Genomic DNA, 25227 nt, shown 5'->3' on the forward strand with positions numbered 1-25227 from the left:
GCCTGCCTCAGCGCAGGCGGCGGATCAGGCTGGAGGTGTCCCAGCGGCCGCCGCCCATCTCCTGCACATCGGCATAGAACTGGTCCACCAGGGCGGTGATGGGCAGGCGCGCACCGTTGCGGCGGGCCTCGTCCAGCACCAGACCCAGGTCCTTGCGCATCCAGTCCACGGCGAAGCCGAACTCGAACTGGTCGTCCACCATGGTCTTGCCACGGTTGTCCAGCTGCCAGCTCTGGGCCGCGCCCTTGCCGATCACGTCCAGCACCAGCTTCATGTCCAGCTGGGCCTGCTGGCCGAAGGCGATGGCTTCCGACAGGCCCTGCACCAGACCGGCGATGCAGATCTGGTTGACCATCTTGGCCAGCTGGCCGGCGCCGGATTCGCCGATGCGGGTGACGGCCCGGCTGTAGGCCATGGCCACCGGCTTCATGGACTCGAAGGGCGCCAGCTCGCCGCCACACATCACGGTGAGCACGCCGTTCTCGGCGCCGGCCTGGCCGCCGGACACCGGTGCGTCGATGAAGTACTTGCCCGCCAGGCGGGCGATCTGGTTGAGTTCGCGGGCCACCTCGGCCGAGGCTGTGGTGTGGTCCACGAAGATCGCGCCTTCGCCCATGCCGGCGAAGGCGCCGTCCGGGCCCAGCACCACCGAGCGCAGGTCGTCGTCATTGCCCACGCAGGCGAACACCAGGCTGGCGCCTGCCACGGCCTCCCGCGGGGTGGCGGCGCTGCGGCCGCCATAGGTCGCCACCCAGGCCTCGGCCTTGGCGGCGGTGCGGTTGTAGACGGTCACCTCGTGTCCGGCGCGCTGCAGGTGGCCCGCCATGGGGGAACCCATCACGCCCAGGCCGAGAAACGCCACCCGTTGCGGCGGCACGCTGTCGTAGGTCTTGTTCACCATGGTGTTCAGATGATGGTCAGGTTCTCGGTGCCGGCGGCCAGATCGCCCACCCGCGCCCGCTTGCTGTTGAGCTTGATCTGCAGCCGCAGGTCGTTGACCGAGTCGGCATTGCGCAGGGCGTCCTCGTAGGTGATGGCGTTGGCCTCGTAAAGGTCGAACAGGGCCTGGTCGAAGGTCTGCATGCCCAGCTCGCGCGAGCGCTTCATCAGCTCCTTCAACTCGCCCACCTCGCCCTTGAAGATCAGGTCGGCCATCAGCGGGGTGTTGAGCATGATCTCCACCGCCGCGATGCGGCCCCGGCCTTCCTGGCGCGGCAGCAGGCGCTGCGAGATCATGCCCTTGAGGTTCAGCGACACGTCCATCAGCAGTTGGTCGCGCTTTTCCTCGGGGAAGAAGTTGATGATCCGGTCCAGCGCCTGGTTGGCGCTGTTGGCGTGCAGGGTGGCCATGCACAGGTGGCCCGTCTCGGCGAAGGCGATGGCCAGCTCCATGGTCTTGCGGTCGCGGATCTCGCCCATCAGGATCACGTCCGGTGCCTGGCGCAGCGAGTTCTTCAGCGCGATGTCCCAGTCCTCGGTGTCGATGCCGACCTCGCGCTGGGTGATGATGCAGTTCTTGTGCGGATGCACGAACTCCACCGGGTCTTCCACGGTGATGATGTGGTCGCAGGCATGCTCGTTGCGCCAGTCCACCATCGAGGCCAACGACGTCGATTTGCCCGAGCCGGTGGCCCCCACGAGGATGACCAGGCCGCGCTTGGTCATCGCGATGTCCTTGAGGATCTGCGGCAGGCCCAGGTCGTCGATGGTGGGCAGCTCCTGCGGGATGGTCCGCAGCACCATGCCCACATGGCCCTGCTGCATGAAGGCGCTGACCCGGAAGCGGCCGACGCCTTGCGGCGAGATCGCGAAATTGCACTCCTTGGTGCGCTCGAAATCCGCGGCCTGCTTGTCGTTCATGATGGCCCGCGCCAGCGCCACCGTGTGCGAACCCGTGAGCGGCTGGGGCGAAACCTTGGTGACCTTGCCATCCACCTTGATGGCGGGCGGGAAGTCCGCGGTCAGGAAGAGGTCGGAGCCCTTGCGCGTGACCAGCAGCTTGAGCAGATCGTTGACGAATTTCGAGGCCTGGTCGCGTTCCATGGAGTGTCTCCGTCAGCGGATTCGGTCGGGGGGCGTCATTCGCCGGCCTGGCCGCCCCGGGTCAGCTGCACCGACAGGCGGGCGCTGACCTGGCGCAGACGCAGCGACAGGCGCTTGGCCAGCCAGGCCAGCACCGCGGCCGCCAGCCGGGGGTCTTCGTTCATCATCGCCTCCAGCGCCTGGCTGGGCAGCACCGCGGCGATCAGCGGCGTCAGCGCGGTGCAGGAGCAGAAGCGGGTGCCGCCATCGAGCACCGACATCTCGCCCAGCACGTCGCCCGCGCGCGATTCGTTGATGCGCACCTTGGCGCCCGAGGGCTGCAGCCGGTCGTCGGCCACCACGCCCTTGAGCAGCACCACCAGGTAGTCGCCCTGTTCGTCCTGGCCGATGATCTGCCGCCCGCTGTCGAGCTGCACGAACTCGAAATAGCCGCCCAGCACGCCCAGATCGATGCCTTCCAGTCCGGCGAACACCGGATCCTGGTGGAACCACTGCTGCAGCAGCGCCAGGCCCTGGACGGTGTCGAAGGGCCGGGCGCCCAGCTCGCTGGCCCGTGCCTGCCAGGGCGCGAGCAGCTGGGTGTCGCCCTCGTGGTCCATCAGCTGGGTGGCGAAGAAGCCGGCGTCATCGGGGCGCGGCGTCCCATCGGCCGGATCGGCCGTGCGGCGGAGGCGGGAGAGCAGCTGTTTCACGGTCACGGCGGTACTGCAGGATGCGGTGAAGCGGGTCAGCCCGGGAAGTTCTCGGGGAACTTGGCCCGCACCCGGGCCTCGGAAGCGGCCACCAGATTGCGGCGCACCAGATCGGCCAGGCACTGGTCCAGGGTCTGCATGCCCACGCTCTGGCCGGTCTGGATGGCCGAGTACATCTGGGCCACCTTGTTCTCCCGGATCAGGTTGCGGATGGCCGAGGTGCCGATCATGATCTCATGCGCGGCCACCCGGCCCTGGCCGTCCTTGGTCTTGCACAGCGTTTGCGAGATGACCGCCACCAGCGATTCGGACAGCATGGCACGCACCATGTCCTTTTCCGCCGCCGGGAACACGTCCACGATCCGGTCGATGGTCTTGGCGGCGCTGCTGGTGTGCAGGGTGCCGAAGACCAGGTGGCCGGTCTCGGCCGCGGTCAGCGCCAGGCGGATGGTTTCCAGGTCACGCAATTCGCCCACCAGCACCGCGTCCGGGTCCTCGCGCAGCGCGGCGCGCAGGGCGTTGGCGAAGCTGTGGGTGTGCGGGCCCACCTCGCGCTGGTTGACCAGGCATTTCTTGGATTCGTGCACGAATTCGATCGGGTCTTCCAGCGTCAGGATGTGGCCGTACTCGGATTCGTTGAGGTGGTCCACCATGGCCGCCAGCGTGGTGGACTTGCCCGAGCCCGTCGGGCCCGTCACCAGCACCAGGCCGCGCGGCTTGAGTGCCAGATCGCCGAACACCGGCGGGCAGTTGAGCTGCTGCAGCGTCAGGATCTTGGACGGAATGGTCCGGAACACGGCGCCGGCACCGCGGTTCTGGTGGAAGGCGTTGACCCGGAAGCGGGCCAGCCCCTGGACCTCGAAGCTGAAGTCGCACTCCAGCGTGTCCTCGTACTGCTTGCGCTGCACATCGTTCATGATGTCGTAGACCATCGCGTGCACCTGCTTGTGGGGCAGCGGCTCGACATTGATGCGACGGACATCGCCGTGCACGCGGATCATCGGCGGCAGGCCGGCGGAAAGGTGCAGGTCCGAGGCCTTGTTCTTCACCGAGAAGGCCAGCAGTTGGGTGATGTCCATGGCGAGGTGTGTGGGGGTCCCTGGGCACCCTGGGCGAGGGCGTCGTTTATGCTCGGGTGATCATGGTCAGTATCGCGCAGAACATACTACAAGTCCGTCACCGTCTGAACGCGGCTTGCGAGGCGGCCGGTCGGCCGGCCGATGCCGTGACCCTGCTGGCCGTCAGCAAAACCTGCCCGCCCGAAGCGGTGCGCGAGGCCTTCGCGACCGGGCAGCGCGCCTTCGGCGAAAACTACGTTCAGGAAGCCCTGACCAAGATCGAGGCCCTGGCCGATCTGCAGCCGCGGCCCGTCTGGCATCTGATCGGCCCGCTGCAGGCCAACAAGACCCGGGTGGTGGCCGAGCAGTTCGACTGGGTGCACTCGGTGGACCGGCTGAAGATCGCCGAGCGGCTGTCGGCCCAGCGGCCGGCCGGGCTGCCTGCGCTGCAGGTCTGTCTGCAGGTCAACATCAGTGGCGAGGCCAGCAAGAGCGGCGTCACGCTGGAGGAACTGCCTGCGCTGGCGCAGGCGGTGTCGGCCTTGCCCCGGCTCACGCTGCGGGGGCTGATGGCCATTCCCGAGCCGGCAGAGGATGTGGCCGCCCAGCGCTTGCCGCACCGGCGTCTGCGCGAGGCGCTGGAGGCCCTGAAGGCCCGGGGCCTGGCCCTGGACACGCTGTCGATGGGCATGAGCGCCGATCTGGAAGCGGCCGTGCTCGAAGGCGCGACCCTGGTGCGCATCGGCACCGCCATCTTCGGCGCCCGTCCGCGGCCTGCGGCCTGAGCGGCCCCAGGGTCAGCGGTCGGCCCCGTCCAGGGCCGGCAGAACCCACTGCGCCCAGGACGGGTCATTCCAATCCAAGGGCAGTTCCTGCACCGTCAGGCCACGCTGCAGATCCAGGCTGGAGTCGAGCCAGTTCGCCTCGGCCTTGGGGCCACGTTCACGGGCCGGCGGCAGGGGGCGGGGCAGGGCGGTCGTGGGGCAGGGGGCGAACATGAGGTCCTCGTCCAGGGCATGGGGTACTGCGTCCATGCCAGGCATGCTCGCGCCGTCTCCGGCGCTTCGCCATCGCCCCAAGGGGGGGATCCGGCGGAGGGGCCCCCCCGCTTGGGGGATGTGACCACGGCCCCGGGATCAGAAGTCCAGGGCAGTGGTATTTTTCACCTCTTCCATCACCGCGTAGGTGCGGGTCTCGCGCACGCCGGGCAGGGTCCAGATGACATCCCCGACAAAGGTGCGGTAGGCGGCCATGTCGGACACCCGGGTCTTGAGCAGGTAGTCGAAGCCGCCGGCCACCAGGTGGCATTCCAGGATTTCCGGCCGCACCTGCACGGCCGCGCGGAAGGCGTCCATCACGTCGTGCACCGTGCGGTCCAGCAGCACCTCCACGAACACCATCAGCCCGGCGCCCAGCTTGTTCGGGTTCAGGCGGGCCTCGTAGCCGAGGATGTAGCCCTCCCGCGTGAGCCGCTTGACGCGCTCCAGCACCGCGGTGGGGGACAGGTGCACCTCCTCGGCCAGCTTCAGGTTGCTGATGCGGCCGTCGCCCTGCAGGACACGCAGGATGCGCAGGTCGATCTTGTCCAGCTCTCGGTCTTGCTCGTTTGTCTCTGACACGGGCTTCATGCCTTGAAAAACTCCAACGAAACTAAAAAAGTCCGAATCTTTGTCGTGAATTGTGGCCTTAAGCTGTGCACTTATACAGTTGGGTTTCTACTGCCATGCACACCGCCGCCGACCTGCACCTGCCACCGCCGCAACAACGCCTGCCATTTCCGTACCAGCCCGAGGCCCAGGCCCTGGCGGCGGCCCGGGCCCGCTTGGGCGAGGGGCTGGACTGGGCTGCGGCCGTGGCGGCGGCCACGCCCTGGGTCGAGGCCGTGCGTGCCCACCCGGCGCCCTTCTGGGCCATGGAGTCGCTGCTGCGCGAGTACCCCATCTCCCGCCCCGAGGGCCTGGCCCTGATGCGCCTGGCCGAGGCCCTGCTGCGGGTGCCCGATGTGGAGACCGCGGTGGCCCTGACGGCCGACCAGCTGGGCCGGGCCGACTTCAGTGCCAACGACGGCAGTGGCGGCATGCTGGCCGGCCTGTCGGCCACCGCGCTGGCCATGTCGCAGAAGTTCCTGCCCGAGGCGGGCGAATCCGGCGGCCTGCTCACCCGGCTGGGCGCTCGCGGCGTGGTGGCGGCCACGGTGCGCGCCATCCAGCTGCTGGGTCGGCAGTTCGTGCTGGGCCGTTCCATCGACGAGGCCCAGGGCGAGGCCGACAAGCAGCGCAAGGCCCAGCCGCAGCTGCGCTTTTCCTACGACATGCTGGGCGAGGGCGCCCGCACCGAGGCCGACGCCGAGCGCTACCAGGCCAGCTACCTGAACGCGATCGTGGCGATCGCGAAGCGGCAGGGCGACGCCTCGGTGGGACCCGAAGGCCGTGACGGCATTTCCATCAAGCTCTCCGCGCTCTTCTCCCGCTACGAGGACGCCCAGCGCGAGCGTGTGCACGGCGAGCTGCTGCCGCGGGTCTGGGCCCTCATCGAGCAGGCCGCCGCGGCCGACATGAACCTCACCATCGACGCCGAGGAGGTGGACCGGCTGGAGCTTTCGCTGGAGCTGCTGGACGCGCTGGCCGGTCGCATCGCCGCGACGCTGCCGCGCTGGCGCGGCTTCGGCCTGGCGGTGCAGGCCTACCAAACCCGCGCGCTGTCGGTGGTGGAGGCGGTGGCCGCCATCGCCCGCCGCCACGGGCTGCGCTTCATGGTGCGCCTGGTCAAGGGGGCCTACTGGGACGGCGAGGTCAAGCGCGCCCAGGAGATGGGCCTGCCGGCCTACCCGGTCTTCACGCGCAAGCCGCACACCGACGTGAACTACCTGGCCTGCGCCCGGGCTCTGCTGGCCCACCGCGACGTGATCTTCCCGCAGTTCGCCGGCCACAACGCCGGGACCATCGCCGCCCTGCTGCAAATGGCCGAGAAGGCCGGCGCGGTGCCGGGTCAGGACTTCGAGCTGCAGCGCCTGCATGGCATGGGCGACGGCGTGTTCCGCGAGGTGCTGAAGGACCCGCGCGTGTCCTGCCGCGTCTACGCCCCGGTGGGCGAGCACCGCGACCTGCTGGCCTACCTGGTGCGCCGCCTGCTGGAGAACGGCGCCAACTCCTCCTTCGTCCACCAGCTGGCCGACCCGAGCGTGGCCCCGGCCGAGCTGCTGCGCTCGCCGCTGCTGGAGGCGCACGACGGTGTCGGCCCGGCCGAGGGCCTGCCGCTGCCGCGCGCGCTCTACGGCGCCGAGCGGCCCAACTCGGCGGGCGCTGACCCCACCTGCCTGGACAGCCGCCAGCCCCTGGCCACCGCCATCGCCACCACCCGGCTGGACCCCGTGCCGCTGGCCAGCCAGGCCGATGTGGCCGACGCCATGCAGCGCCTGTCTCAGGGTTGGGCCGGCTGGAACCACCGGCCGGTGGACGAGCGCGCGGCCGTGCTGCGCCGCGCCGCCGATGCGCTGGAAGTCCGCCTGCCCGAGTTCTGCGGTCTGCTGGTGAAGGAGGCCCACAAGACCCTGGGTGACGCCATCTCCGAGGTGCGCGAGGCGGTGGACTTCTGCCGCTACTACGCCCAGCAGGCCCAGGCGCGGCTGCAGCCGCAGGAGCTGCCCGGCCCCACCGGCGAGCGCAACACCCTGCGCCTGCACGGCCGCGGGGTCTTCGTCTGCATCAGCCCCTGGAACTTCCCGCTGGCCATCTTCACCGGCCAGGTGGTGGCCGCGCTGGTGGCCGGCAATGCGGTGGCCGCCAAGCCGGCCGAGCAGACCCCCGCGGTGGCCGCCCGCATGGTGGCCCTGCTGCACGAGGCCGGCGTGCCCGCCGATGCGCTGGCGCTGCTGCACGGCCCGGGCGAGACGACCGGCGCCGCGCTGGTGGCCCACCCGGCCACGGCCGGCGTGTGCTTCACCGGCTCCACCGCGGTGGCCCGCACCATCAACCGCGCGCTGGCCGCCAAGGACGGCCCCATCGTGCCGCTGATCGCCGAGACCGGCGGCCTCAATGCCATGGTGGTCGATTCCACCGCCCTGCCCGAGCAGGTGGTCGACGCGGTGGTGCAGAGCGCCTTCCGCTCGGCCGGCCAGCGCTGCTCGGCCCTGCGCCTGCTGTGCCTGCACGAAGGTGTGGCCGACGGCATCCTCGCCATGCTGCGCGGCGCCATGCTGGAACTGCGCCTGGGCGACCCGGCCGACTGGGCCACCGATGTCGGCCCGGTGATCGACGACGAGGCCTTCCAGAACCTGCAGACCCAGATCGCCCGCCTGCGCCGCGAGGCCGCGCTGATCGGCGAGACCCCGCTGCCGGCTGGCACGGCGGTGCCGCGCCTGATCGCGCCGGTGGCCTTCGAGCTTTCCAGCGTGGCCGAGCTGCAGCAGGAGCTGTTCGGCCCGGTGCTGCACGTGGTGCGCTGGTCGGGCGACCCGGCCGCGCTGGTGGCCCAGATCAACGCCCTGGGCTACGGCCTGACCTTCGGCCTGCAGACCCGCATCGACAGCCGGGCCGAGCGCCTGGCCGCGCAGGCCCGCATTGGCAACGTTTACGTCAACCGCAACATGATCGGCGCGGTGGTGGGTGTGCAGCCCTTCGGCGGCGAGGGCCTGTCGGGCACCGGTCCCAAGGCCGGCGGGCCGCACTACCTCTACCGCTTCTGTGCCGAGCAGTGCGTGACCATCAACACCGCGGCGGCCGGCGGTAACGCGGCGCTGTTGGCCGGCGGGCACTGAACTCCGGCGCACCGCTGCTGCCCCCTCCAAGGCCGCCTTAGGGCGGTCTTTTGCTTTCTGCCACGGCGTTTTCTTAAGGTCGCCTGAAAGGTCGGGAAAGACCGAGGGCGCAACATGCTGTTTCAATCATTAAATGTGCAAATTGCACATTAAAAAATAAACTCCGCTCCGTCGATGTGGATCGTGGAGGGCGCAGAGATGGTCGACGCGGTGGCAGCCGGCTTCGCGCTGGGCGTGGCCCCGGTGCTGGAGGAGACCGTCTTCCGCGCCGGGCTGCAGGAAAGCCTGTTGCGCCGGGGGGCGCCGGGCGCGGTGAGCGTGCTGCTCACGGCCGGGCTCTTTGCCGCGGCCCATGCCCTGCTGCGGCCCGGCCCCTGGGCCTGGGCCACGGCCGCACCGGCCTTGCTGCTGGGCGCGGTCTATCTGCGCGGGCGCCGTCTATGGCCCTGCATCGCCTTGCACGCGCTGTTCAACGCACTCTGGTGGGGCCTGCTGAGCCCTCTGGTCTGATCTGTTTAGGGAGCCGAGATGTCACTTTCCCCCTGCCCCCCACCCACCCGCCGTGCGCGACGGGCGGGCGCCCTGATGGGGCTCACCGCACTGGCGCCCGTGTCGGCCGCCTGGGCCCAGGACGCCACCCACGGCCAGGCGCTCTACCAGCAGGTCATCGTCACGGGCAACCAGAGCTGCGCGGCCTCGGCCTGCCACGGCAGTGCCCCCAGCCGCAACCAGAACAAGATCGCCAACGGCGCCAGCGCCTACACCATCGCCAACGGCATCTCCGGCGTCAGCCAGATGCGCTTTCTGCAGGGCCGGCTCACCCAGTCTGATCTCAACGATCTGGCGGCCTACATCGCCGCCCAGACGGGCCGCACCCCCACCTACTACCCGGTGGCCACCGCCCCCGCGGTCAGCCTGTCCAGCACCAGCGTGGGCTTCGGTTCGGTGACCCTGGGCCTGACCGCCACCCAGACGGTGACGCTGACCAACAGCGGCAACGCGGCCCTCAGCGTGGGGACGCTCAGCAGCAGCCAGTCGGTCTTCACCGCCGGCAGCAACTGCCCGGCCAGTCTGGCCGCGGGCGCCAATTGCGCGATCAGCCTGAACTTCACGCCGGCACTGGCCGGCTCCTACAGCGGCACGGTCGCCCTGCAGACCAATGCCTCCAACTCGCCGCACACCATCACCGTCAGCGGCACCGGGGCCCCGGCCGCCCTGGCTCAGCTGGGTTGGCAAGGCGGGCTGAGCACCTTGAGCTTCGCCGACACCACCGTCGGTCAGGCCGCCGCCGGCCAGACCCTGACCCTGGTCAACACCGGCAACGCCTCCGCCACCCTCACCGCGGTGCTGCTCGCCGGCACCCAGGCGGCCGACTTCACCCTGGCGGGCAGCTGTGCCAGCGGGGTGAGCCTGGCCCCGGGCGCCACCTGCACCGTCACGGTGGGCTTCCAGCCCTCGGCCAGCGGGGCCCGCACCGCCAGCCTGCAGCTCACCACCAGCGATGCCACCAACCCGCCCAACGTCAGTCTGACCGGCACCGGCGTGGCCAGCCCGTCGCCAGCGCCTGCACCGGCACCTTCTCCGGCCCCCAGTCCGGCGCCGACCCCCGCGCCGACACCGGCCCCTGCGCCCGCGCCCAGCCCCGCCCCGGCTCCGGGCACGGACACCAACGCGGGCGGTGGCGGTTGCAGCATCGGCCGCCCCGACACCCCGCTCGACCCCGTCTGGCCCGCGCTGCTGGCGCTGTCCGCCGGGGTGCTGTACTAACGCCGCCGTTCCACAGGAGACCGCACCGATGTCGCACCTTGACCGCATTCCGATGACCGGGCGGGCCCGGGCCCGCCGCCAGCAGCTGGCGCAAGGACTGAAGCTGGGCCTGGCCGCCCTGACCGCGCCCTGGCTGGCGCTGCCCCTCGCCCACGCGGCCGAGGGCACCGAAGTCGCCGGCCCGGCGCCCGACTTCGACCTCAGCGGCCCCGCGGGCCGCGTCCAGCTCTCCGCCCTGCGCGGCAAGGTCGTCTACCTGGACTTCTGGGCCTCCTGGTGCGGCCCCTGCCGCCAGTCCTTTCCCTGGATGAACGAGATCCAGGCCAAGCTGGGGCCGCGCGGCCTGCAGGTGGTGGGCGTCAATGTGGACGCCCGCACGCCCGACGCCGAGCGCTTCCTGGCCGAGGTGCCGGCCCACTTCACCGTGGCCTTCGACCCCAAGGGCGAGACGCCCCGGCGCTACGCCATCAAGGGCATGCCCACCAGCGTGCTGATCGGCGCCGATGGTCGCATCCGCTTCGTGCACAGCGGCTTCCGCCCCGAAGACCGCGCCGCGCTGGAGGGACAGCTGCAGCAGGCGCTGGCGCAGGCCGAGCCCCTGCGTCGGGGAGTCCTGGCATGAAGGCAATCCACCCTGTCGCGCCCATCCGGCGCCTGGCCGGCATGGGGCTGCTGGCGCTGGGCCTGCTGACGGGCTGCGCCGGCCCGCAACCCTGGGAAAAGGGCGACCTCGCGCGCCCGGAGATGCGCATGGACCGGGATCCGCTGGAGGCCCGCTTTTCGGGCCACGTGAGCGCCAGCAAGGAGGCCTCGTCCGGGGGCGAAGGCGTGGGAGGAGGCGGTTGTGGCTGCAACTGAGGACCGCAAGACCGCGTCCGGCTGGGGCCTGATCGCCCTGGCCGCCTGCGCGCTGCCCGGCGTCATGCCCGCCACCGCCCAGGCCGAGGAGGCCCCCGAGCAGGGCGTGGTGGCACTGAAATACTCCAGCTACGAGGACCACCAGCCGGGCCTCAAGCGCTTGAGCGTGAAGTCGCCCTCGGCCTACCTGATGACCCCGATCGGTCGCGAGTGGTCGGTCGAAGGCTCGGTGACGCACGACGACGTCTCGGGCGCCTCGCCGCGCTACTACACCGACGTCACCGGGGCCAGCCGCATGCACGACGACCGCAAGGCCGGCGACCTGCGCCTGACCCGCTACTTCGAGCGCAGCACGCTGAGCGTGGGGGCCTCGCATTCGGACGAGCACGACTACGTCTCCAACGCCCTCTCGCTGGCCGGCACTGTGGCCAGCGAAGACCACAATACCACCTGGAACTGGGGCGTGGGCGCGGCGCACGACCGCATCAACCCGGTCAACGACCTGGTGGACAACGAGACCCGCCGCACCACCGAATGGCTGCTGGGCATCACCCAGGCCCTGACGCCGCAGGACATCGTCCAGGCCAACCTGACGCTCACGCGCGGCCGCGGCTACTTCAGCGACCCCTACAAGCTGTTCGACGCCCGGCCCCGCCAGCGCAACGCCACCATCGCCCTGGTGCGCTGGAACCACTGGTGGTCCGACCTGGGCATGGCCACCAAGCTGAGCTACCGCTTCTACGACGACAGCTTCGGCATCCGCTCCCACACGCTGGAACTGGCGGCCGACAAGCACCTGTCGGACACGCTGGTGCTCACGCCCTCGCTGCGCTACTACACCCAGCGTGCCGCGTCCTTCTACTACGACCCGGTGTCCGATCCCAACGTCTACCCGGCGCCCTACGGCACGCCCACCTACAGCAGCACCGACCAGCGCATGTCGGCCTTCGGCGCCCTGGGCCTGGGCCTGAAGCTGGCCTGGCAGTTCGAGCCCGACTGGACGCTGGATGTGAAGGGCGAGCAGTACGAGCAGCGCAGCAACTGGCGCCTGGGCGGGCATGGCTCGCCCGGTGTCGACCCCTTGACGGCCACGCAATGGCAACTCGGGCTGGCGCGACGCTTCTGACCCGGCAGTCCCCACACCGTCCGCTGCCGCGGGCGGATGGGGAGACGGGCTGGCTGGTGGAGTTCACCGCCATGGCCTCGCCCTGTCGCATCCGCCTGGCGGGCGTGGCCGACGAGGCACAGGCCCAGGCGCTGGCGCAGGCCGCGGTGGACGAGGTGCGCCGCATCGAGCAGCGCTACTCGCGCTACCGGAGCGACAGCATCGTCTCGCGCATCAATGCGGCCGCCGGCAGCGGCCGGCCGGTGCCGGTGGATGCCGAGACCGCCCACCTGCTGGACTTCGCCGACCTGCTCTACCGGCAGAGCGAGGGACGCTTCGATCTCAGCTCGGGCGTGCTGCGCCAGGCCTGGGACTTCAAGGCGGCCCGCGTGCCCTCCGAGACCGAGCTGGCCCGCTGCCGCGAGTGCATCGGCTGGGACCGCGTGGTCTGGACCGGCGAGGCCATCGCCCTGCCGCGGGCCGGCATGGAGATCGACTTCGGCGGCATCGGCAAGGAGTACGCGGTGGACCGCGCCGCCACCCTGCTGCTGGAGGCCGGGGTGCGCAGCGGCCTGATCAACCTGGGCGGGGACCTGCGGGTGCTGGGGCCTCACCCCGACGGCCGGCCCTGGCGCCTGGGCGTGGCCCACCCGCGCGCACCCGGCGCGGTGGCGCTGGAGTGGGCGGTGCACGACGGCGCCCTGGCCACCAGCGGCGACTACGAGCGCTATTTCGAACAGGATGGCCGGCGCTACTGCCACATCCTGGACCCACGCACCGGCTGGCCGGTGTCGCACTGGCAGTCGGTCACGGTGGCCGCGCCGTCCTGCCTGGCCGCCGGCGCCCTGAGCACCCTGGCCATGTTGGCCGGGCCGCAGGCGCCGGCCTTTCTGCAATCCCAGGGCGTGGCCTACGCCGCCCTGGACCCCCGGGGCGAACTGGTCGCGCCCGGCCTGGAGCCTTCCACATGACGCGCTTCTCTTCCTTCCTGCGCCGGACGCTGGCGCTGCTGGCGGCCGCCACGCTGGGGCTGTCCCTGCTGCCCGCGCGGGCCGACGACTTCCTGGACCCGGCCCAGGCCTTCCCGCTGCAGGTGCAGGTCACCGACGGGGGGCGAGCGCTGAAACTCCACTGGGCGGTGACGCCGGGCTACCACCTCTACCGCGAGCGGCTGGCGGTGCGCGCGGCCGATGCCGCCGTCACGCTGGGCCCGCTGGCCCTGCCGCCCGGCCACCGCCAGTACGACCCCAACCTGCAGAAGGAGGTCGAGATCTACGCCCAGCCGATCGACGCCACGCTGCCGGTGCAGGCCGGCGCCGGGCGCTGGCGGGTCGAGGTGGACAGCCAGGGCTGCGCCGACGCTGGCCTGTGCTACCCGCCGCAGACCCAGGCCCTGCTGCTGCAGGCCGATGCCGGCGGCCTGCGCCAGGTCAGCCTGGTGGTCGACGATGCGCCCGCAGCGACAGGTGCCGCGAGCGCGGTGGCGCAGGCTCAGGCCATGAGCCCGGCCGGGGCGGCCGAGGCCGGCAACGGCGTGGAGCGCGCGCTGCGCTCGGGCAGCCTGCTGAGCATCGCCGGCGTGTTCCTGCTGGCCGGCCTGCTGCTGTCCTTCACGCCCTGCGTGCTGCCGATGGTGCCCATCCTGTCCTCCATCATCGTCGGCCAGGCGGGCGCGGGGCAGCCGCCTTCGCGGGCCCGCGGCCTGGCCCTGTCGCTGGCCTACAGCCTGGGCATGGCCCTGGTCTACACCGCACTGGGCGTGGCCGCCGGCCTGCTGGGCGAGGGCCTGGCCGCCTATCTGCAGAAGCCGGCGGTGCTGGCCGCCTTCGCCGTGCTGCTGGTGGGGCTGGCGCTGTCCATGTTCGGCTTCTACGAACTGCAGCTGCCGCAGGCCTGGCAGTCGCGCATGGTCGGGGCCTCCACCCGCCTGCCGGGCGGGCGCTTCGGCGGTGTGTTCCTGATGGGCGGCCTGTCGGCGCTGATCGTCGGCCCCTGCGTGGCCGCGCCGCTGGCCGGGGCCCTGGTCTACATCGGCCAGACCCGCGACGTGCTGCTGGGCGGCGCGGCGCTGTTCAGCCTGGCCGCGGGCATGAGCGTGCCGCTGCTGCTGGTGGGCCTGTCCGCCGGCTCGCTGCTGCCGCGGGCCGGGGCCTGGATGGAGCAGGTCAAGCGCTTCTTCGGCGTGCTGCTGCTGGCGGTGGCGCTGTGGATGGTCTCGCCCGTGCTGCCGGCCTGGGGCGTGATGGCGGGTTGGGCGCTGCTCCTGATCTGCGTGGCCGTGGGCCTGCGCGCCTTCGACGGCCTGGCGCCCCAGGCCCGCTGGCCGCAGCACCTGGGCAAGGGCCTGGGCATGGTGCTGGCCCTGGTGGGCGCGGCCCAGCTGGTGGGGGCCCTCTCGGGTGGGCGCGATGCCCTGCAGCCCCTGGCCCACCTGGTGGCCCTGCGCCAGGCCGTGGCCGCGCCGGGCGCGGTGGCGACCAATGGCGCAGAAGCGCCGCGCTTCCAGACCGTGGCGGACCTGGCCGCGCTGGAGCAGGCGGTGGCCCGCAGCGACCGGCCGGTGCTGCTGGATGTCTCGGCCGACTGGTGCACGGCCTGCGGCGAGATGGAGCGCCTGACCTTCCGCGACCCGGCGGTGCAGGCCCGCATGGGCCGCATGACCCTGCTGCGGGCCGATGTGACGGCCAACAGCGCGGCCGACCGGGCCCTGCTCAAGCGCTTCGGCCTGTTCGGCCCGCCGGGCATCGTCTTCTTCGACCCGCGGGGCGGCGAGCGCACCGGGGCCCGGGTGGTGGGCTATGTCGAGGCCGCGGCCTTCGCCCGCCACCTCGACAGCCTGCTGCCGGGGGTCTGAGCGCGCTCAGGTGCCGGGGGCACCGCCATCCCCGCCATCACCGCCTAGAGCCCGCAGCGCCGGCCCCAGGGCCGCGATGGCTTCGGCGGTCAGCCGTTCGGTCGGCAGCAGCTGCGCCGTCTGCAGCTGCAGGAAGTTGCCGCGCTGCGAGCGGGCGTAGGCCGGGTCGTAGTGCTCGCGCATCAGGGCCTCGAACAGCGGGGCCAGCTCGCCCGCGCGGGCCCAGGCCTGCCAGCGCGCCAGGGTCTCGTTGGCCAGCAGGCCGTGCAGCCGGCCCAGGGTCTGGGCCAGGGCCTCGCCGTCGGTGCCCAGGTATGCGTAGTCGCGCAGCAGGTACTCCAGCCGCGCCGCCAGCGGGGCCTCCACCGTGATGCAGGGGCTTTGCCGCAGCCGCTCCACCAGGGCATTGGGCAGGGCGATGCGGCCGATCTTGCGGCTCTCGGCCTCGACGAACACCGGCCGCGCCAGGTCGAAGCCGGCCAGGGCCTGGGCCAGCCGGGTCTCGAAGGCCTTCTGCGAGGGCTGTTCCATCCCGGGCATGGCGCCCAGCACCGAGCCCTTGTGGGCCGCCAGGCCCTCCAGGTCCAGCACCTGGGCGCCGGCTTTGGCCGCGGCCTGCAGGATGGCCGTCTTGGCGCTGCCCGTGGGGCCGCACAGCACCCGCAGCGGCAGGCGCGGGGCCAGGGTGTCGATGCGCTCGATCACCTGGCTGCGCCAGGCCTTGTAGCCACCGCGCAGCTGCACGGCGGACCAGCCCACCATGCGCAGCCAGGTCACCATGGAGCCGCTGCGCAGGCCGCCACGCCAGCAGTAGACCAGCGGCCGCCAGTCCGAGGGTTTGTCGGCCAGCGGGCCGCGCAGGTGGCGCGCCAGGTTGGCCGCCACCATGGCGGCGCCCACGCGCCGGGCCTCGAAGGCGCCGACCTGCTTGTAGAGCGTGCCGACGATGCGGCGTTCCTCGTCGTCCAGTACCGGGCAGTTGACCGCGCCGGGGATGGCGTCCTCGGCGAACTCGGCCGGCGAGCGGGCGTCGATCACCGCGTCGTACTGGCCCAGGTCGTCCAGGCCCACCGGATCATGGGGAAAGGGCATGCGCCCCTGCATGGTCATGGCCGCGCCCCCCGGCGGCACAATGGCGCCTTGGTTTGCGCCGCATCGCGGCAGGACAGGATTTCCAGCATGGACACGCCCATTCAACTCACCCGTTTCTCGCATGGTGGCGGCTGCGGCTGCAAGATCGCACCTGGCGTGCTCTCCGACATCCTGTCGCGCACGGCCCCGGGGGTGATCCCGCCCGAGCTGATGGTCGGGATCGAGACCAGCGACGACGCGGCTGTCTGGCGCCTGAACGATGAGCAGGCCCTGGTGGCCACCACCGATTTCTTCACCCCGATTGTCGACGACCCGCGCGACTTCGGCCGCATCGCGGCCACCAACGCGCTGTCGGACGTCTATGCCATGGGCGGTCGGCCCATCCTGGCGCTGGCCATCGTCGGCATGCCGCTGGACAAGCTGCCGCTGGACGTGATCGGCCAGATCCTGGAGGGCGGCGCCAGCGTCTGCCGCGAGGCCGGCGTGCCCATCGCCGGGGGCCATTCCATCGACGTGCTGGAGCCCATCTACGGCCTGGTGGCCCTGGGCCTGGTGCACCCGAAGCGGGTGCGCCGCAATGCCGACGCCCGGGCCGGCGACGTGCTGGTGCTGGGCAAGCCGCTGGGTGTGGGCGTGCTCTCGGCCGCGCTGAAAAAGGGCAAGCTCGATGCCGCCGGCTATGCGCAGATGGTGCACTACACCACGCTGCTCAACCGGGTGGGGGCGGATCTGGCCCAGCTCGACGGTGTGCACGCGATGACCGACGTCACCGGCTTCGGCCTGGCGGGCCACCTGCTGGAGATCTGCCGCGGCTCGAAGCTGCAGGCCACGGTGGACTGGGCCAAGGTGCCGCTGATCGAGGGCGTGGCCGCGCTGGCGCAAGAAGGCATCGCGACGGGTGCCTCCGGCCGGAACTGGACCGGCTATGGCGCACAGGTGAGCGTGGCCGGTGGCGGCGAGATGGCCCCCTGGCAGCGCACGCTGCTGACCGATCCGCAGACCAGCGGCGGTCTGCTGGTCAGCTGCGCGCCGGCCGAGCTGGACCGGGTGCTGTCGACCTTCCACGGCAGCGGCTTTGGCGACGCCGCCGTGGTGGGTTCGCTGCAGGCCGGCACGCCCGGCTTGGTCGTGCAGGCCTGAGCGATCTGGCGATCAGGGATAGAGGCCGCGCTCGCGACGGGCTTCGAGGATGCGCTCGCAGGCCACCGCGAAGGTGGCGGTGCGCAGCGTGATCCGGTGCTGGTCGGCCACTTCCCAGATGCGCTTCAAGGCGCCGACCATGATCTTGTCCAGCCGCAGGTTGATCTCGTCCTCGGTCCAGAAGAACGAGCTGAAGTCCTGCACCCACTCGAAGTAGGACACGGTCACGCCGCCGGCGTTGCAGATCACGTCGGGCACCACCAGGACGCCGCGGTCGGCCAGGATGTCGTCCGCGCCCGGCAGCGTCGGGCCGTTGGCGCCCTCGAGCACCAGCTTGGCCTTCAGGCGGCGGGCACGGTCGGCGGTGATCTGGCCTTCCAGGGCGGCCGGAATCATGATCTCGCAGTCGGTGTCCCAGAACTCCTCGTTGCCCAGGCGCTCGCCGCCGGGGAAGCCGGCCACGCCGCCATGCTCCTTGATCCAGGGCATCAGCGCGGCCAGGTCCAGGCCGTGGCCGTTGTAGATCGCACCGGTGTGGTCCTGGGCCGCGACGATCTTGGCGCCGGCCTGGGCGAACAGCTCCATGGCCGCACCGCCCACGTTGCCGGTGCCCTGCACCGCCACCCGGGCGCCATCGAGCTCCAGGCCCATGCGGCGGGCCGCCTCACGGCCGGTGACGAACACGCCGCGGCCGGTGGCCTTGACGCGGCCCAGCGAGCCACCCAGGTGGATGGGCTTGCCGGTGACCACGCCGGTGGCGGTGGCGCCGGTGTTCATCGAGTACGTGTCCATCATCCACGCCATGATCTGCGGGTTGGTGTTCACATCCGGCGCCGGAATGTCCTGCTGCGGGCCGATGATGATGCCGATCTCGCTGGTGTAGCGGCGCGTCATGCGCTCCAGCTCCTTGATCGACAGCAGCTTCGGATCGACCCGGATGCCGCCCTTGGCGCCGCCGTAGGGCAGGTTGACCGCGGCGTTCTTGATGCTCATCCACGCCGCCAGCGCCATCACCTCTTCCAGCGTGACGTCCGGGTGGTAGCGCACGCCGCCCTTGCCGGGGCCGCGCGAGAGGTTGTGCTGCACGCGGTAGCCCTCGTAGTGGGCGATGGTGCCGTTGTCCAGCTCGATCGGGATGTCCACGATCAGCGCGCGCTTGGGGCGCTTGAGGGTGTCGGCCCAGCGGGACAGCTCGCCCAGGTAGGGCAGCACGCGGTCCACTTGCGACAGGTAGGTGGTCCAGGGGCTCTCGGGCGAGGGGTGGACGTAGGAAAGCTCGGCGGTCATGTAAGTAGTCTCCATCGTGTTGGATGCGACGCGCGGGGCTGGCCTTGTGAGCGGCCCCGCACCGCATGGTGGCGCACTGTAGGCGGTCCGCGAGGCCTTGTGGGGCCTGGGTTATGCAAGTTGTGCATGGCTTCTGCAAGCCGGTCGTCAACTGTGCCGGGCGGCGCACCGGCACAGCATCTGGCCCTACACTGGCCGCCATGAACCGCAGCACGTCCCTGAACACCACGATCGCCTTCATCGGCGGCGGCAACATGGCCAGCGCCATCATCGGCGGGCTGGTCCGCGCCGGCCACCCGGCCTCCACCATCCTGGTGGTGGAGCCCTCGCCAGAGCAGGCGCTGCGGCTGCGCAGCCAGTTCGGTGTGCAGGCCGATGCGGCGGCCGGCCCGGCCCTGGGGGCGGCGGGCCTGATCGTCTGGGCCGTCAAGCCCCAGGTGTTCGAGGCGGCGGCCGCGCCCTGCGCGCCCTACGCCAGCCAGGCGCTGCAGCTGTCCATCATGGCGGGCATTCCCTGTGCGGCGATCGAGAAGGCCAGCGGCAGTGCCCGGGTGGTGCGCGCCATGCCCAACACCCCGGCCCTGATTGGTCAGGGCATGAGCGGCCTGTACGCCCGCCCGGCCGTGACGCTGGATGAGCGCCTGCAGGTCGAGCAGATGCTGGCCCCCACCGGGCAGCTGCTGTGGGTCGAGCAGGAGGCCCAGCTCGATGCCGTGACCGCGCTGTCCGGCTCGGGCCCGGCCTATGTGTTCTATCTGCTGGAGGCGATGATCCAGGCCGGCGTGGAGCTGGGCCTGAGCGCCGAGCAGTCGCGTCAGCTGGCCCAGCAGACGGTGGCCGGGGCTGCGGCCCTGTCGGCCCAGTCGTCGGAGACGCCCGAGGTGCTGCGTCAGCGTGTCACGTCCAAGGGCGGCACCACCCATGCGGCCATCAGCACCCTGGAAGCCCGGGGCGTCAAGCTGGCCTTCGTGCGCGCCCTGCACGCAGCGGCCGAGCGGGCGGCCGAGCTGGGCGCCGAGTTCGGCAAGAACTGAGCGCCGGGAGGGGCGTTCAGCGCACCCAGCCGGCCAGCACCGTGCCGGCGAACACCGCCGCGCCCACCCAGTGGTTCAGGCGGAAGGCCTTGAAGCAGCCTTCGCGGCTGCGGGTGCGGATCAGCCAGCCGTGCCACACGACCTGGACCGCCGCCACGCCGATGCCCAGCTGGTAGGGCCAGGCCAGGCCCAGGCGCTCGCCCACCCAGGCCCACAGGCCCAGGTAGAGCACGTAGAAGGTCATCACCGCGCGCACGTCGTGCCGCCCGAGCGTGATGGCCGAGGTCTTGATGCCGATCTTCAGGTCGTCGTCGCGGTCGACCATGGCGTACTCGGTGTCGTAGGCCAGCACCCAGCAGAGGTTGCCCAGCACCAGCCACCAGGCGTGCGGTGGCACCGAGGCGCCGACGGCCGACAGGCTCCAGTCCTGCCCGCCCTGCACGGCGCTGAAGGCCATCGGGATGCCGAAGCTGAAGGCCACGCCCAGCACCGCCTGGGGCATGGCGATGACCCGCTTGGCATAGGGGTAGAGCCCGGCCACCAGCACGGCGGGCACGGACAGCCAGATCGTCGGCGGGTTGGTGGTCAGCACCAGCCCGAAGGACAGCAGGGCCAGCGCCGTGCCCACGCCCAGCGCCTCGCGGACGCTGACCACGCCCGAGGTGACCGGCCGCTGCGCGGTGCGCTTGACGTGCAGGTCGAAGTCCTTGTCGGCCACGTCGTTGATGCAGCAGCCCGCGCTGCGCATCAGCACCGTGCCGGCGGTGAAGACGATCAGCAGGTGCCAGCCCGGAAAGCCGTCGGCCGCCATCCAGAGCGCCGACAGCGTGGGCCAGAGCAGCAGCAGCCAGCCTGCAGGACGGTTCCAGCGGATGAGGTCCAGGTACAGCGAGAAGCGGGAGGGCAGCGCAGTCGAAGGCATGGCGGCGGCATTATCCCGTGCCCGCCAGCGGTGTCGGCAGGCTCAGGCGGGCCGGAGCGCCAGCCGCAGCGGCGAGCCCGTCCGCCACAGCGCGGGTTCGGCCAGGTAATGCACCAGCACCATCCAGAGCAGGACCGCACCCGGCAGCACGGCGCTGGCCAGCAGGCTCAGCAGCAGGGCCAGCGGGACGAAGGCGACCGCGGCCAGGCGGCCATGCCGGTGGCGGACCACCGCCAGGTAGGTCGCGAAGGCCGTGGCGTCGTGGGTCCAGCGCAGCAGCAACACGCCGAGCACGGCATAGCCCAGCAACACGCTGGCATAGGCCAGCAGGGCAGTGGCTTGCAGCGCCAGCAGGGGGCGCGGATCGCCTCCCTGCCGGCGCGCCTGCCACAGCAGCCAGCCTGCGGGCAGCATGCTGGCGCTGAAGGCCCAACCGGCCCACAGCAGCCAGGGACCGTCGGGCGGTGGCGCCAGCAGGGTCTCGCCGCCGACGGCCCAGGCGGCCACGCCCGCGCCCAGGGCCAGCGTGATCTTCCAGATCCGGGCGGCCGTGGTGCCGGCCACCCGGGCCTGGCCGCAGGCCAGACCGGCCTGCTGCCCCATGACGTGCCACAGGGTCCAGCCGATCAGCACCGCATCGCGCCAGTCGGCGGGCAGGGCCAGGGCCAGCGCGCAGGCCAGGGCGGCCAGCAGGCCGGCCCGCCGCAGCAGCGGCCGGCAGGGCCGGCGCAGCGCGCCATCCAGGAAGAGCAGTCCGCTGCCCACGATGTGCGGCTGGCCGAACACCAGACCGTACCCCGGCCATCCGGCCACGGTGGCGGGGCTGTGCGCCGCCACGGCGCCGTGCAGCAGCCAGGGGTCACCCAGCAGGATCGCCAGCACGAGTGCGCCGGGCAGGTACAGCCACAGCTGGAGGCGGGTGGAGGGCACGCTCGGGGACGCGCTCGGCGGGCCTTCAGCGGGGGAGGATTGCCCCGAGCTCGCGCTGCAGCGCGGCCAGGTTGTCCCGCGTGCGTCGCAAGGCGTCGGGGTCGGCCTGGGCGCCGGCCCGCAGCAGGGTGCCCAGGGCCAGCTGTTCGCGCGCCAGCTCCTGCTGCAGGATGGCCTGCCGGTCGCGGTCGCGCTGACGCTGCAACTGGGCGGGGACCTGGGCGGGGACCTGATCGGCCGACGGTGCATCGCCCGCCAGGCGGGGGGGGGACAGGGCGGATCGGGGGGGCGGCCCCCGGCGCGCCGGGCCGTCCTCGCAGCGGACGCCCGGGCCGCCCACCAGCAACTCCACCGAGCCCTCGTGGCACACCGGCACAGTGCCCGAGGCGGTGGCGCCGGCCGATGCCGCGAGCAGGGCGCTGCCGCCCGCCAGCAGCCACCGTGCTCCCGCGGCCCGCAGGCCGGCATGCAAGCCGCAGCAGGGCATCGCGCTTCAGCGGCCGCCGGCGCGGCTGGCGGTGGTCGGGACCGGCGTGGTGGGGTCTGGCGTCGTCGGGACCGGGGTGGTGGAGGTGTCCTCCTCCATGACGCTGGTGACCAGCACCGAGGTGATCCGCCCCATGTCGTCGGAGACGGTGATGGGCATGCTGGCCATGCACACGCCCTTGAACTGGATCGTGAAGCTGCCCCCGGATTCGCTGACCTGCGCGCTGCTGAGCGCCATGCCGTCCGGCAGCGAGTTGTACAGGGTGTAGGGCGGGCGGCCCCCGTAGACATAGACCGTGGGGCCATTGCCGGCGTAGCAGGTCCCGATGGCCGTCACGGACACCTCGGCCTGCGACAGGGTGAGGGTCTCGTCGCCACCCAGTTCATTGCCGCCGCCCCCGCAGGCGGACAGCAGGGCCAGCAGGGCAACCGGCAGGGTCGCTGCCAGGGGACGGCTCAGGAGGGTGGGGTGGGACTTCATCGTGGGCTTGGGCATGAGCAGGGGCATGGGCTGGGGTGGCGTTCACTTGTAGGCGGGCGACTGCATCTCGACGATCGCCATGCTTTCGATGGGAATGCGGTTGTGCATGAAATAGCGCACGCAGAGGTCGAAGTGGCTGATGCCGTAGAGCGACTCCAGCAAGCTGACGTTGCCGAAGGCCTCCGGGCCGATCGTGCCGCCGCACATCATTCGCTTGATGACCCCGCCGATCAGCGGGATGTGCATCTCGTAGCCGTAGGTCACCCGGATCTTCAGCAGGTTGGCGTCGCGGATGTGGACCTTGGACTTGCTTCCCACGCCCAGGCTGCGCCACTCGAGGTTGTCGTTGGGGATGTAGACCTTGCCGGTGGACGGATCCTTGACGCCGAAGTCGGCGAAGGTGTCCGGGTTGGGCGAGAGGCGGTCGATCTGGGCGGCCCAGGGCGTCAGGGGCGTGGGGGTGTTGTCCAGCTGTGCGACCCCCCAGGCCGTCAGCAGCCGCTTGGCGTCGTCGCTGGTGAGGCTGTTCTGGTAGAAGGGAATCAGGCCCCGGAGCAGGGCCTCGCGGATCACCTTGGGGTCGGCGTTGTGCAGCGAGCCGACGCGGGCGGCGGTGAAGGTGGCATGGTTGAGCGTGAGCTTGGCCATGTAGATGAAGCCGACCTGGATCAGGGTCAGCACGAACAGCACCGCGATCGGGAAGACGATCACGAATTCCACGAGGCTGGCGCCGTTCTGCCGGCGCCGGTGTTCAAGAGGCGTCCGCATGGGGCCACTCCTGCAAGGGGGAAGGATGGACGGTGGCGCCGGCACGGGGGACGGCGCCACCGATGCGCCACAGGACCGCCAGCAGCGCCAGCCAGGGCAGCAGGGCGATGCCGGGCCCCCACCGCAGGGCCGGGGCACCAGGCGTCATCGGCGCCTGGAAGCGCACCGGCCACGCGGCGGCGCCCAGGCCGTCCGGCTGGCGCTGCAGCTGTCCGTCGGGCGTGGCCAGCAGGCTGGGGCCGCCACTGGCCACGCGCAGGACGGGGCGGCCGGTCTCCAGGGCCCGCAGGCGCAGCAACGCGCGCATCTGCCCCAGGTAGTCGGCCCGTCCCACCCAGCTGTCGTCGGCGGCCACCAGCAGCCAGTCGCCGGCCAGGGCGCGGTCCCGCGCCAGATCCGGCAGGGAGAGTTCATGGCAGATCAGCACCCCCACCGGGTGACCCGCGACGAACAGCGGCGCCTGCAGTGTGGCGGGGGCGGGCTGTTCTCCCCGCGCCGAGGCGAAGAACCACCGGGCCAGCGGGCGGCTCCACGCGGTGTCGGGCAGGTATTCGCCCAGCGGGACCAGCCGGGCCTTGCCGTACACCGCCTGGCGGGCGGGGGCCAGGTGAAGCACGGCGTTGACCGGATAGGCAGCGGCGTCGCCCTGGCGGACCCACTGCGGCATGCCCAGCAGCACATCGCCCTGCCGCGCAGCCACCGCGGCCAGCAACTCGCCCCAGGCGCCGATGGGCGACTCCGGCGCCGACTGGGGCAGGTAGGTTTCGGCGGTGGCCAGCACGCCCCCGGGGGGCAACTGGGCCAGGGCGTGCATCAGGCGGGCCATGGCCGCATCCCGGGCGGCCGCCGTCCACGGCGCGGCGCGGTCGCGGTCGGTGCCCAGAGCCAGGGCCGTGACGGTGTCGGCGTCGACGTTCGCCATGACCGGGGTGGAGCCAGACGATGTCGGCGCGTTCCGGTCGGCGGCCAGGCTGAACGCCCCCAGGCCGGCAGCCAGCAGCAGGCCGGCTGCCCCCAGGGCGCGCCGGGCGAGGTTGGGCAACGGGCTTCTTCCGGCGCGTCCCGCCAGCGCGGTGAGCCCGACGCACAGGCTCAGCCAGACGCTGGCCCAGCCCAGCCCGGACAGCCAGGGCAGCAGGCAGCGTGATCCGGGGGCCTCCACCAGGGCGGTCGCGAGCCCACCGTAGCCGTGGCCCCACCAGCCCAGGGGGCGCAAGGCCTCGGCCGAGGCCAGGGCCAGCCCCCAGGCCAGCAGGACCTGCCTTTCTGCCGGGGCCCGACGGAGCAGCAGGCGTCCCGCCAGCCAGCCGGGCAGGGCGCAGAGCAGATGGTGGGCCAGCACCAGCACCAGCAGGCCCGCCTGCAGCACCGGGCGCCAGGGGGCCTCGGGTCGCACGGGGATGACGGCCCAGCCCAGGCCGGTCAGGGACCAGGCGCACAGGCCCAAGGCAGTGAACAGCAGCGCCCGATGGCCGTGCCGTGCCGCAGCCTGGAGCAGGCCCAGCCAGACCAGCAGGGCCCACAGCACCAGCGGCCAGAGCACCGGCCAGGCGCAGCCCAGGCCCACGGTGGCCCCGCAACCAGCCGCCAGCAGCCCCTGTGCCGGCGGCGGGCAGGGCGCGAAAGCGAAACGGGACAGGGTGCGGAGCATGGCGGCTGAATCCAGAGGACATGCCGGCCGATGGGCCGGGATCCAGCGCGACAGTCTCAGCGGGGTATTGAATCCCCAGCCATCCCTAATCAGTACATTTCAGAAAAATCACGGAAACCGAGAAACCAATAGTTTCTGAGGTGCGATTCAGGGAACATTTTGTTTCCTGCATTGACGATTTGATTCGATTCGAGAAATCCAGATGTCAACCGAATGAAGAGGTGCCCACGGATTAGGGGTGTGGTGCACCTGAATGGGTCGCTATGGTTGCCGCTGCAGACAGCAGGGAGGGGTTTGTTTGTC

25 protein-coding genes are annotated in these 25227 nt (G+C 71.5%); 11 read left to right on the plus strand and 14 right to left on the minus strand.

Annotated features, from left to right (window positions below; genetic code table 11):
• Nucleotides 1-7: 7 nt before the first annotated feature.
• Genes LRM40_RS00795 through LRM40_RS00810 form a run of 4 tightly spaced genes read right to left on the minus strand, consistent with a single transcriptional unit; the run spans nt 8 to nt 3814 of the window.
• Nucleotides 8-901, minus strand: a complete 894-nt coding sequence (locus tag LRM40_RS00795; protein ID WP_374586369.1) for an NAD(P)-dependent oxidoreductase — start codon at nt 899-901, stop codon at nt 8-10.
• A 5-nt stretch (nt 902-906) separates the two neighbouring features.
• Nucleotides 907-2043 carry a PilT/PilU family type 4a pilus ATPase gene (locus tag LRM40_RS00800; protein ID WP_151122519.1) on the minus strand — a complete coding sequence of 379 codons (1137 nt, stop codon included), beginning with the start codon at nt 2041-2043 and terminating at the stop codon, nt 907-909.
• Nucleotides 2044-2078: 35 nt separating this feature from the next.
• Nucleotides 2079-2741 (minus strand): cyclic nucleotide-binding domain-containing protein, encoded by a 663-nt coding sequence (locus LRM40_RS00805; protein WP_151122520.1) that lies wholly within the window; start codon nt 2739-2741, stop codon nt 2079-2081.
• A gap of 29 nt (nt 2742-2770) precedes the next feature.
• The gene (locus tag LRM40_RS00810) at nt 2771-3814 is read right to left on the minus strand and encodes a type IV pilus twitching motility protein PilT (RefSeq protein WP_151122521.1); all 1044 of its coding nucleotides are present in this window, start codon (nt 3812-3814) and stop codon (nt 2771-2773) included.
• Between the two features lie 62 nt (nt 3815-3876).
• Here LRM40_RS00810 and LRM40_RS00815 point away from each other — a divergent pair, with 62 nt between their 5' ends.
• Entirely contained in the window at nt 3877-4578 is a 702-nt protein-coding gene (locus LRM40_RS00815; RefSeq protein ID WP_151122522.1) for a YggS family pyridoxal phosphate-dependent enzyme, read from the plus strand.
• A 12-nt stretch (nt 4579-4590) separates the two neighbouring features.
• Here the strand turns inward: LRM40_RS00815 and LRM40_RS00820 are convergent, their stop codons facing one another.
• Together LRM40_RS00820 and LRM40_RS00825 are read right to left on the minus strand one after the other, a co-directional pair.
• Nucleotides 4591-4827 (minus strand): hypothetical protein, encoded by a 237-nt coding sequence (locus tag LRM40_RS00820; protein WP_151122523.1) that lies wholly within the window; start codon nt 4825-4827, stop codon nt 4591-4593.
• 102 nt (nt 4828-4929) lie between these two features.
• Nucleotides 4930-5421 (minus strand): Lrp/AsnC ligand binding domain-containing protein, encoded by a 492-nt coding sequence (locus LRM40_RS00825; protein WP_151122524.1) that lies wholly within the window; start codon nt 5419-5421, stop codon nt 4930-4932.
• A 95-nt stretch (nt 5422-5516) separates the two neighbouring features.
• On the opposite strand from LRM40_RS00825, the gene LRM40_RS00830 reads away from it, so the two are divergent.
• From LRM40_RS00830 to dsbD, 8 genes are all read left to right on the plus strand, one after another.
• Complete coding sequence (locus LRM40_RS00830; RefSeq protein ID WP_151122525.1) at nt 5517-8549, plus strand: L-glutamate gamma-semialdehyde dehydrogenase; 3033 nt, start codon at nt 5517-5519, stop codon at nt 8547-8549.
• Between the two features lie 198 nt (nt 8550-8747).
• A complete protein-coding gene (gene mrtJ, locus LRM40_RS00835; RefSeq protein WP_231067649.1) occupies nt 8748-9059 on the plus strand; it encodes a JDVT-CTERM system glutamic-type intramembrane protease MrtJ in 312 nt (103 codons plus the stop codon).
• 18 nt (nt 9060-9077) lie between these two features.
• Nucleotides 9078-10316 carry a choice-of-anchor D domain-containing protein gene (locus LRM40_RS00840; protein WP_151122527.1) on the plus strand — a complete coding sequence of 413 codons (1239 nt, stop codon included), beginning with the start codon at nt 9078-9080 and terminating at the stop codon, nt 10314-10316.
• Between the two features lie 28 nt (nt 10317-10344).
• Nucleotides 10345-10938 carry a TlpA family protein disulfide reductase gene (locus LRM40_RS00845; protein ID WP_231067650.1) on the plus strand — a complete coding sequence of 198 codons (594 nt, stop codon included), beginning with the start codon at nt 10345-10347 and terminating at the stop codon, nt 10936-10938.
• Nucleotides 10935-11174, plus strand: coding sequence for a DUF4266 domain-containing protein (locus LRM40_RS00850; protein WP_151122528.1), 240 nt, complete (start codon nt 10935-10937; stop codon nt 11172-11174). Before LRM40_RS00845 ends, LRM40_RS00850 begins: the two co-directional genes overlap by 4 nt.
• Nucleotides 11161-12300 (plus strand): DUF3570 domain-containing protein, encoded by a 1140-nt coding sequence (locus tag LRM40_RS00855; RefSeq protein ID WP_231067651.1) that lies wholly within the window; start codon nt 11161-11163, stop codon nt 12298-12300. Before LRM40_RS00850 ends, LRM40_RS00855 begins: the two co-directional genes overlap by 14 nt.
• A 71-nt stretch (nt 12301-12371) precedes the next feature.
• The gene (locus LRM40_RS00860) at nt 12372-13250 is read left to right on the plus strand and encodes an FAD:protein FMN transferase (protein ID WP_231067652.1); all 879 of its coding nucleotides are present in this window, start codon (nt 12372-12374) and stop codon (nt 13248-13250) included.
• Nucleotides 13247-15133 carry a protein-disulfide reductase DsbD gene (gene dsbD, locus LRM40_RS00865; protein ID WP_151122530.1) on the plus strand — a complete coding sequence of 629 codons (1887 nt, stop codon included), beginning with the start codon at nt 13247-13249 and terminating at the stop codon, nt 15131-15133. Before LRM40_RS00860 ends, dsbD begins: the two co-directional genes overlap by 4 nt.
• A gap of 6 nt (nt 15134-15139) precedes the next feature.
• Here dsbD and mnmH read toward each other — a convergent pair whose 3' ends face one another.
• The gene (gene mnmH, locus LRM40_RS00870) at nt 15140-16225 is read right to left on the minus strand and encodes a tRNA 2-selenouridine(34) synthase MnmH (RefSeq protein WP_151122531.1); all 1086 of its coding nucleotides are present in this window, start codon (nt 16223-16225) and stop codon (nt 15140-15142) included.
• 87 nt (nt 16226-16312) lie between these two features.
• Here mnmH and selD point away from each other — a divergent pair, with 87 nt between their 5' ends.
• Complete coding sequence (selD, locus tag LRM40_RS00875; RefSeq protein ID WP_151122533.1) at nt 16313-17365, plus strand: selenide, water dikinase SelD; 1053 nt, start codon at nt 16313-16315, stop codon at nt 17363-17365.
• 12 nt (nt 17366-17377) lie between these two features.
• Here the strand turns inward: selD and LRM40_RS00880 are convergent, their stop codons facing one another.
• Nucleotides 17378-18652: a Glu/Leu/Phe/Val family dehydrogenase gene (locus tag LRM40_RS00880; RefSeq protein ID WP_151122534.1), complete on the minus strand. Its 1275-nt coding sequence runs from the start codon at nt 18650-18652 to the stop codon at nt 17378-17380.
• 200 nt (nt 18653-18852) lie between these two features.
• Between LRM40_RS00880 and proC the strand changes: the two genes are divergently transcribed.
• Nucleotides 18853-19686, plus strand: coding sequence for a pyrroline-5-carboxylate reductase (gene proC / locus LRM40_RS00885; RefSeq protein WP_151122536.1), 834 nt, complete (start codon nt 18853-18855; stop codon nt 19684-19686).
• Between the two features lie 16 nt (nt 19687-19702).
• Here proC and ubiA read toward each other — a convergent pair whose 3' ends face one another.
• The 6 genes from ubiA to LRM40_RS00915 are packed head-to-tail and all read right to left on the minus strand — an operon-like array spanning nt 19703 to nt 24924.
• Nucleotides 19703-20608 carry a 4-hydroxybenzoate octaprenyltransferase gene (gene ubiA, locus LRM40_RS00890; protein ID WP_151122538.1) on the minus strand — a complete coding sequence of 302 codons (906 nt, stop codon included), beginning with the start codon at nt 20606-20608 and terminating at the stop codon, nt 19703-19705.
• A gap of 42 nt (nt 20609-20650) precedes the next feature.
• Nucleotides 20651-21538, minus strand: a complete 888-nt coding sequence (locus LRM40_RS00895; protein ID WP_151122540.1) for a hypothetical protein — start codon at nt 21536-21538, stop codon at nt 20651-20653.
• Between the two features lie 25 nt (nt 21539-21563).
• The gene (locus LRM40_RS00900; RefSeq protein ID WP_151122541.1) at nt 21564-22025 is read right to left on the minus strand and encodes a hypothetical protein; all 462 of its coding nucleotides are present in this window, start codon (nt 22023-22025) and stop codon (nt 21564-21566) included.
• 6 nt (nt 22026-22031) lie between these two features.
• Entirely contained in the window at nt 22032-22532 is a 501-nt protein-coding gene (locus LRM40_RS00905) for a hypothetical protein (protein WP_151122544.1), read from the minus strand.
• Nucleotides 22533-22547: 15 nt separating this feature from the next.
• Nucleotides 22548-23273, minus strand: coding sequence for a TadE/TadG family type IV pilus assembly protein (locus LRM40_RS00910; protein ID WP_151122546.1), 726 nt, complete (start codon nt 23271-23273; stop codon nt 22548-22550).
• The gene (locus LRM40_RS00915; protein ID WP_151122548.1) at nt 23257-24924 is read right to left on the minus strand and encodes a nitrilase-related carbon-nitrogen hydrolase; all 1668 of its coding nucleotides are present in this window, start codon (nt 24922-24924) and stop codon (nt 23257-23259) included. Before LRM40_RS00915 ends, LRM40_RS00910 begins: the two co-directional genes overlap by 17 nt.
• Nucleotides 24925-25227: the final 303 nt, after the last annotated feature.

The sequence above is a fragment of the Ideonella dechloratans genome, from assembly GCF_021049305.1.
GTDB classification, from domain to species: Bacteria; Pseudomonadota; Gammaproteobacteria; order Burkholderiales; family Burkholderiaceae_C; genus Ideonella; species Ideonella dechloratans.

Coding starts and splice junctions, on each gene's coding strand:
- LRM40_RS00795 (WP_374586369.1), bottom strand. CDS start 901: ATGGTGAACAAGACCTACGACAGCGTGCCGCCGCAACGGGTGGCGTTT.
- LRM40_RS00845 (WP_231067650.1), top strand. CDS start 10,345: ATGTCGCACCTTGACCGCATTCCGATGACCGGGCGGGCCCGGGCCCGC.
- mnmH (WP_151122531.1), bottom strand. CDS start 16,225: ATGCCCTTTCCCCATGATCCGGTGGGCCTGGACGACCTGGGCCAGTAC.
- selD (WP_151122533.1), top strand. CDS start 16,313: ATGGACACGCCCATTCAACTCACCCGTTTCTCGCATGGTGGCGGCTGC.
- LRM40_RS00910 (WP_151122546.1), bottom strand. CDS start 23,273: ATGCGGACGCCTCTTGAACACCGGCGCCGGCAGAACGGCGCCAGCCTC.
- ubiA (WP_151122538.1), bottom strand. CDS start 20,608: ATGCCTTCGACTGCGCTGCCCTCCCGCTTCTCGCTGTACCTGGACCTC.
- LRM40_RS00880 (WP_151122534.1), bottom strand. CDS start 18,652: ATGACCGCCGAGCTTTCCTACGTCCACCCCTCGCCCGAGAGCCCCTGG.
- proC (WP_151122536.1), top strand. CDS start 18,853: ATGAACCGCAGCACGTCCCTGAACACCACGATCGCCTTCATCGGCGGC.
- LRM40_RS00905 (WP_151122544.1), bottom strand. CDS start 22,532: ATGCCCCTGCTCATGCCCAAGCCCACGATGAAGTCCCACCCCACCCTC.
- LRM40_RS00800 (WP_151122519.1), bottom strand. CDS start 2,043: ATGGAACGCGACCAGGCCTCGAAATTCGTCAACGATCTGCTCAAGCTG.
- LRM40_RS00815 (WP_151122522.1), top strand. CDS start 3,877: ATGGTCAGTATCGCGCAGAACATACTACAAGTCCGTCACCGTCTGAAC.
- LRM40_RS00915 (WP_151122548.1), bottom strand. CDS start 24,924: ATGCTCCGCACCCTGTCCCGTTTCGCTTTCGCGCCCTGCCCGCCGCCG.
- LRM40_RS00820 (WP_151122523.1), bottom strand. CDS start 4,827: ATGGACGCAGTACCCCATGCCCTGGACGAGGACCTCATGTTCGCCCCC.
- LRM40_RS00825 (WP_151122524.1), bottom strand. CDS start 5,421: ATGAAGCCCGTGTCAGAGACAAACGAGCAAGACCGAGAGCTGGACAAG.
- LRM40_RS00900 (WP_151122541.1), bottom strand. CDS start 22,025: ATGCCCTGCTGCGGCTTGCATGCCGGCCTGCGGGCCGCGGGAGCACGG.
- LRM40_RS00810 (WP_151122521.1), bottom strand. CDS start 3,814: ATGGACATCACCCAACTGCTGGCCTTCTCGGTGAAGAACAAGGCCTCG.
- LRM40_RS00860 (WP_231067652.1), top strand. CDS start 12,372: ATGGCCTCGCCCTGTCGCATCCGCCTGGCGGGCGTGGCCGACGAGGCA.
- LRM40_RS00830 (WP_151122525.1), top strand. CDS start 5,517: ATGCACACCGCCGCCGACCTGCACCTGCCACCGCCGCAACAACGCCTG.
- LRM40_RS00840 (WP_151122527.1), top strand. CDS start 9,078: ATGTCACTTTCCCCCTGCCCCCCACCCACCCGCCGTGCGCGACGGGCG.
- LRM40_RS00850 (WP_151122528.1), top strand. CDS start 10,935: ATGAAGGCAATCCACCCTGTCGCGCCCATCCGGCGCCTGGCCGGCATG.
- dsbD (WP_151122530.1), top strand. CDS start 13,247: ATGACGCGCTTCTCTTCCTTCCTGCGCCGGACGCTGGCGCTGCTGGCG.
- mrtJ (WP_231067649.1), top strand. CDS start 8,748: ATGGTCGACGCGGTGGCAGCCGGCTTCGCGCTGGGCGTGGCCCCGGTG.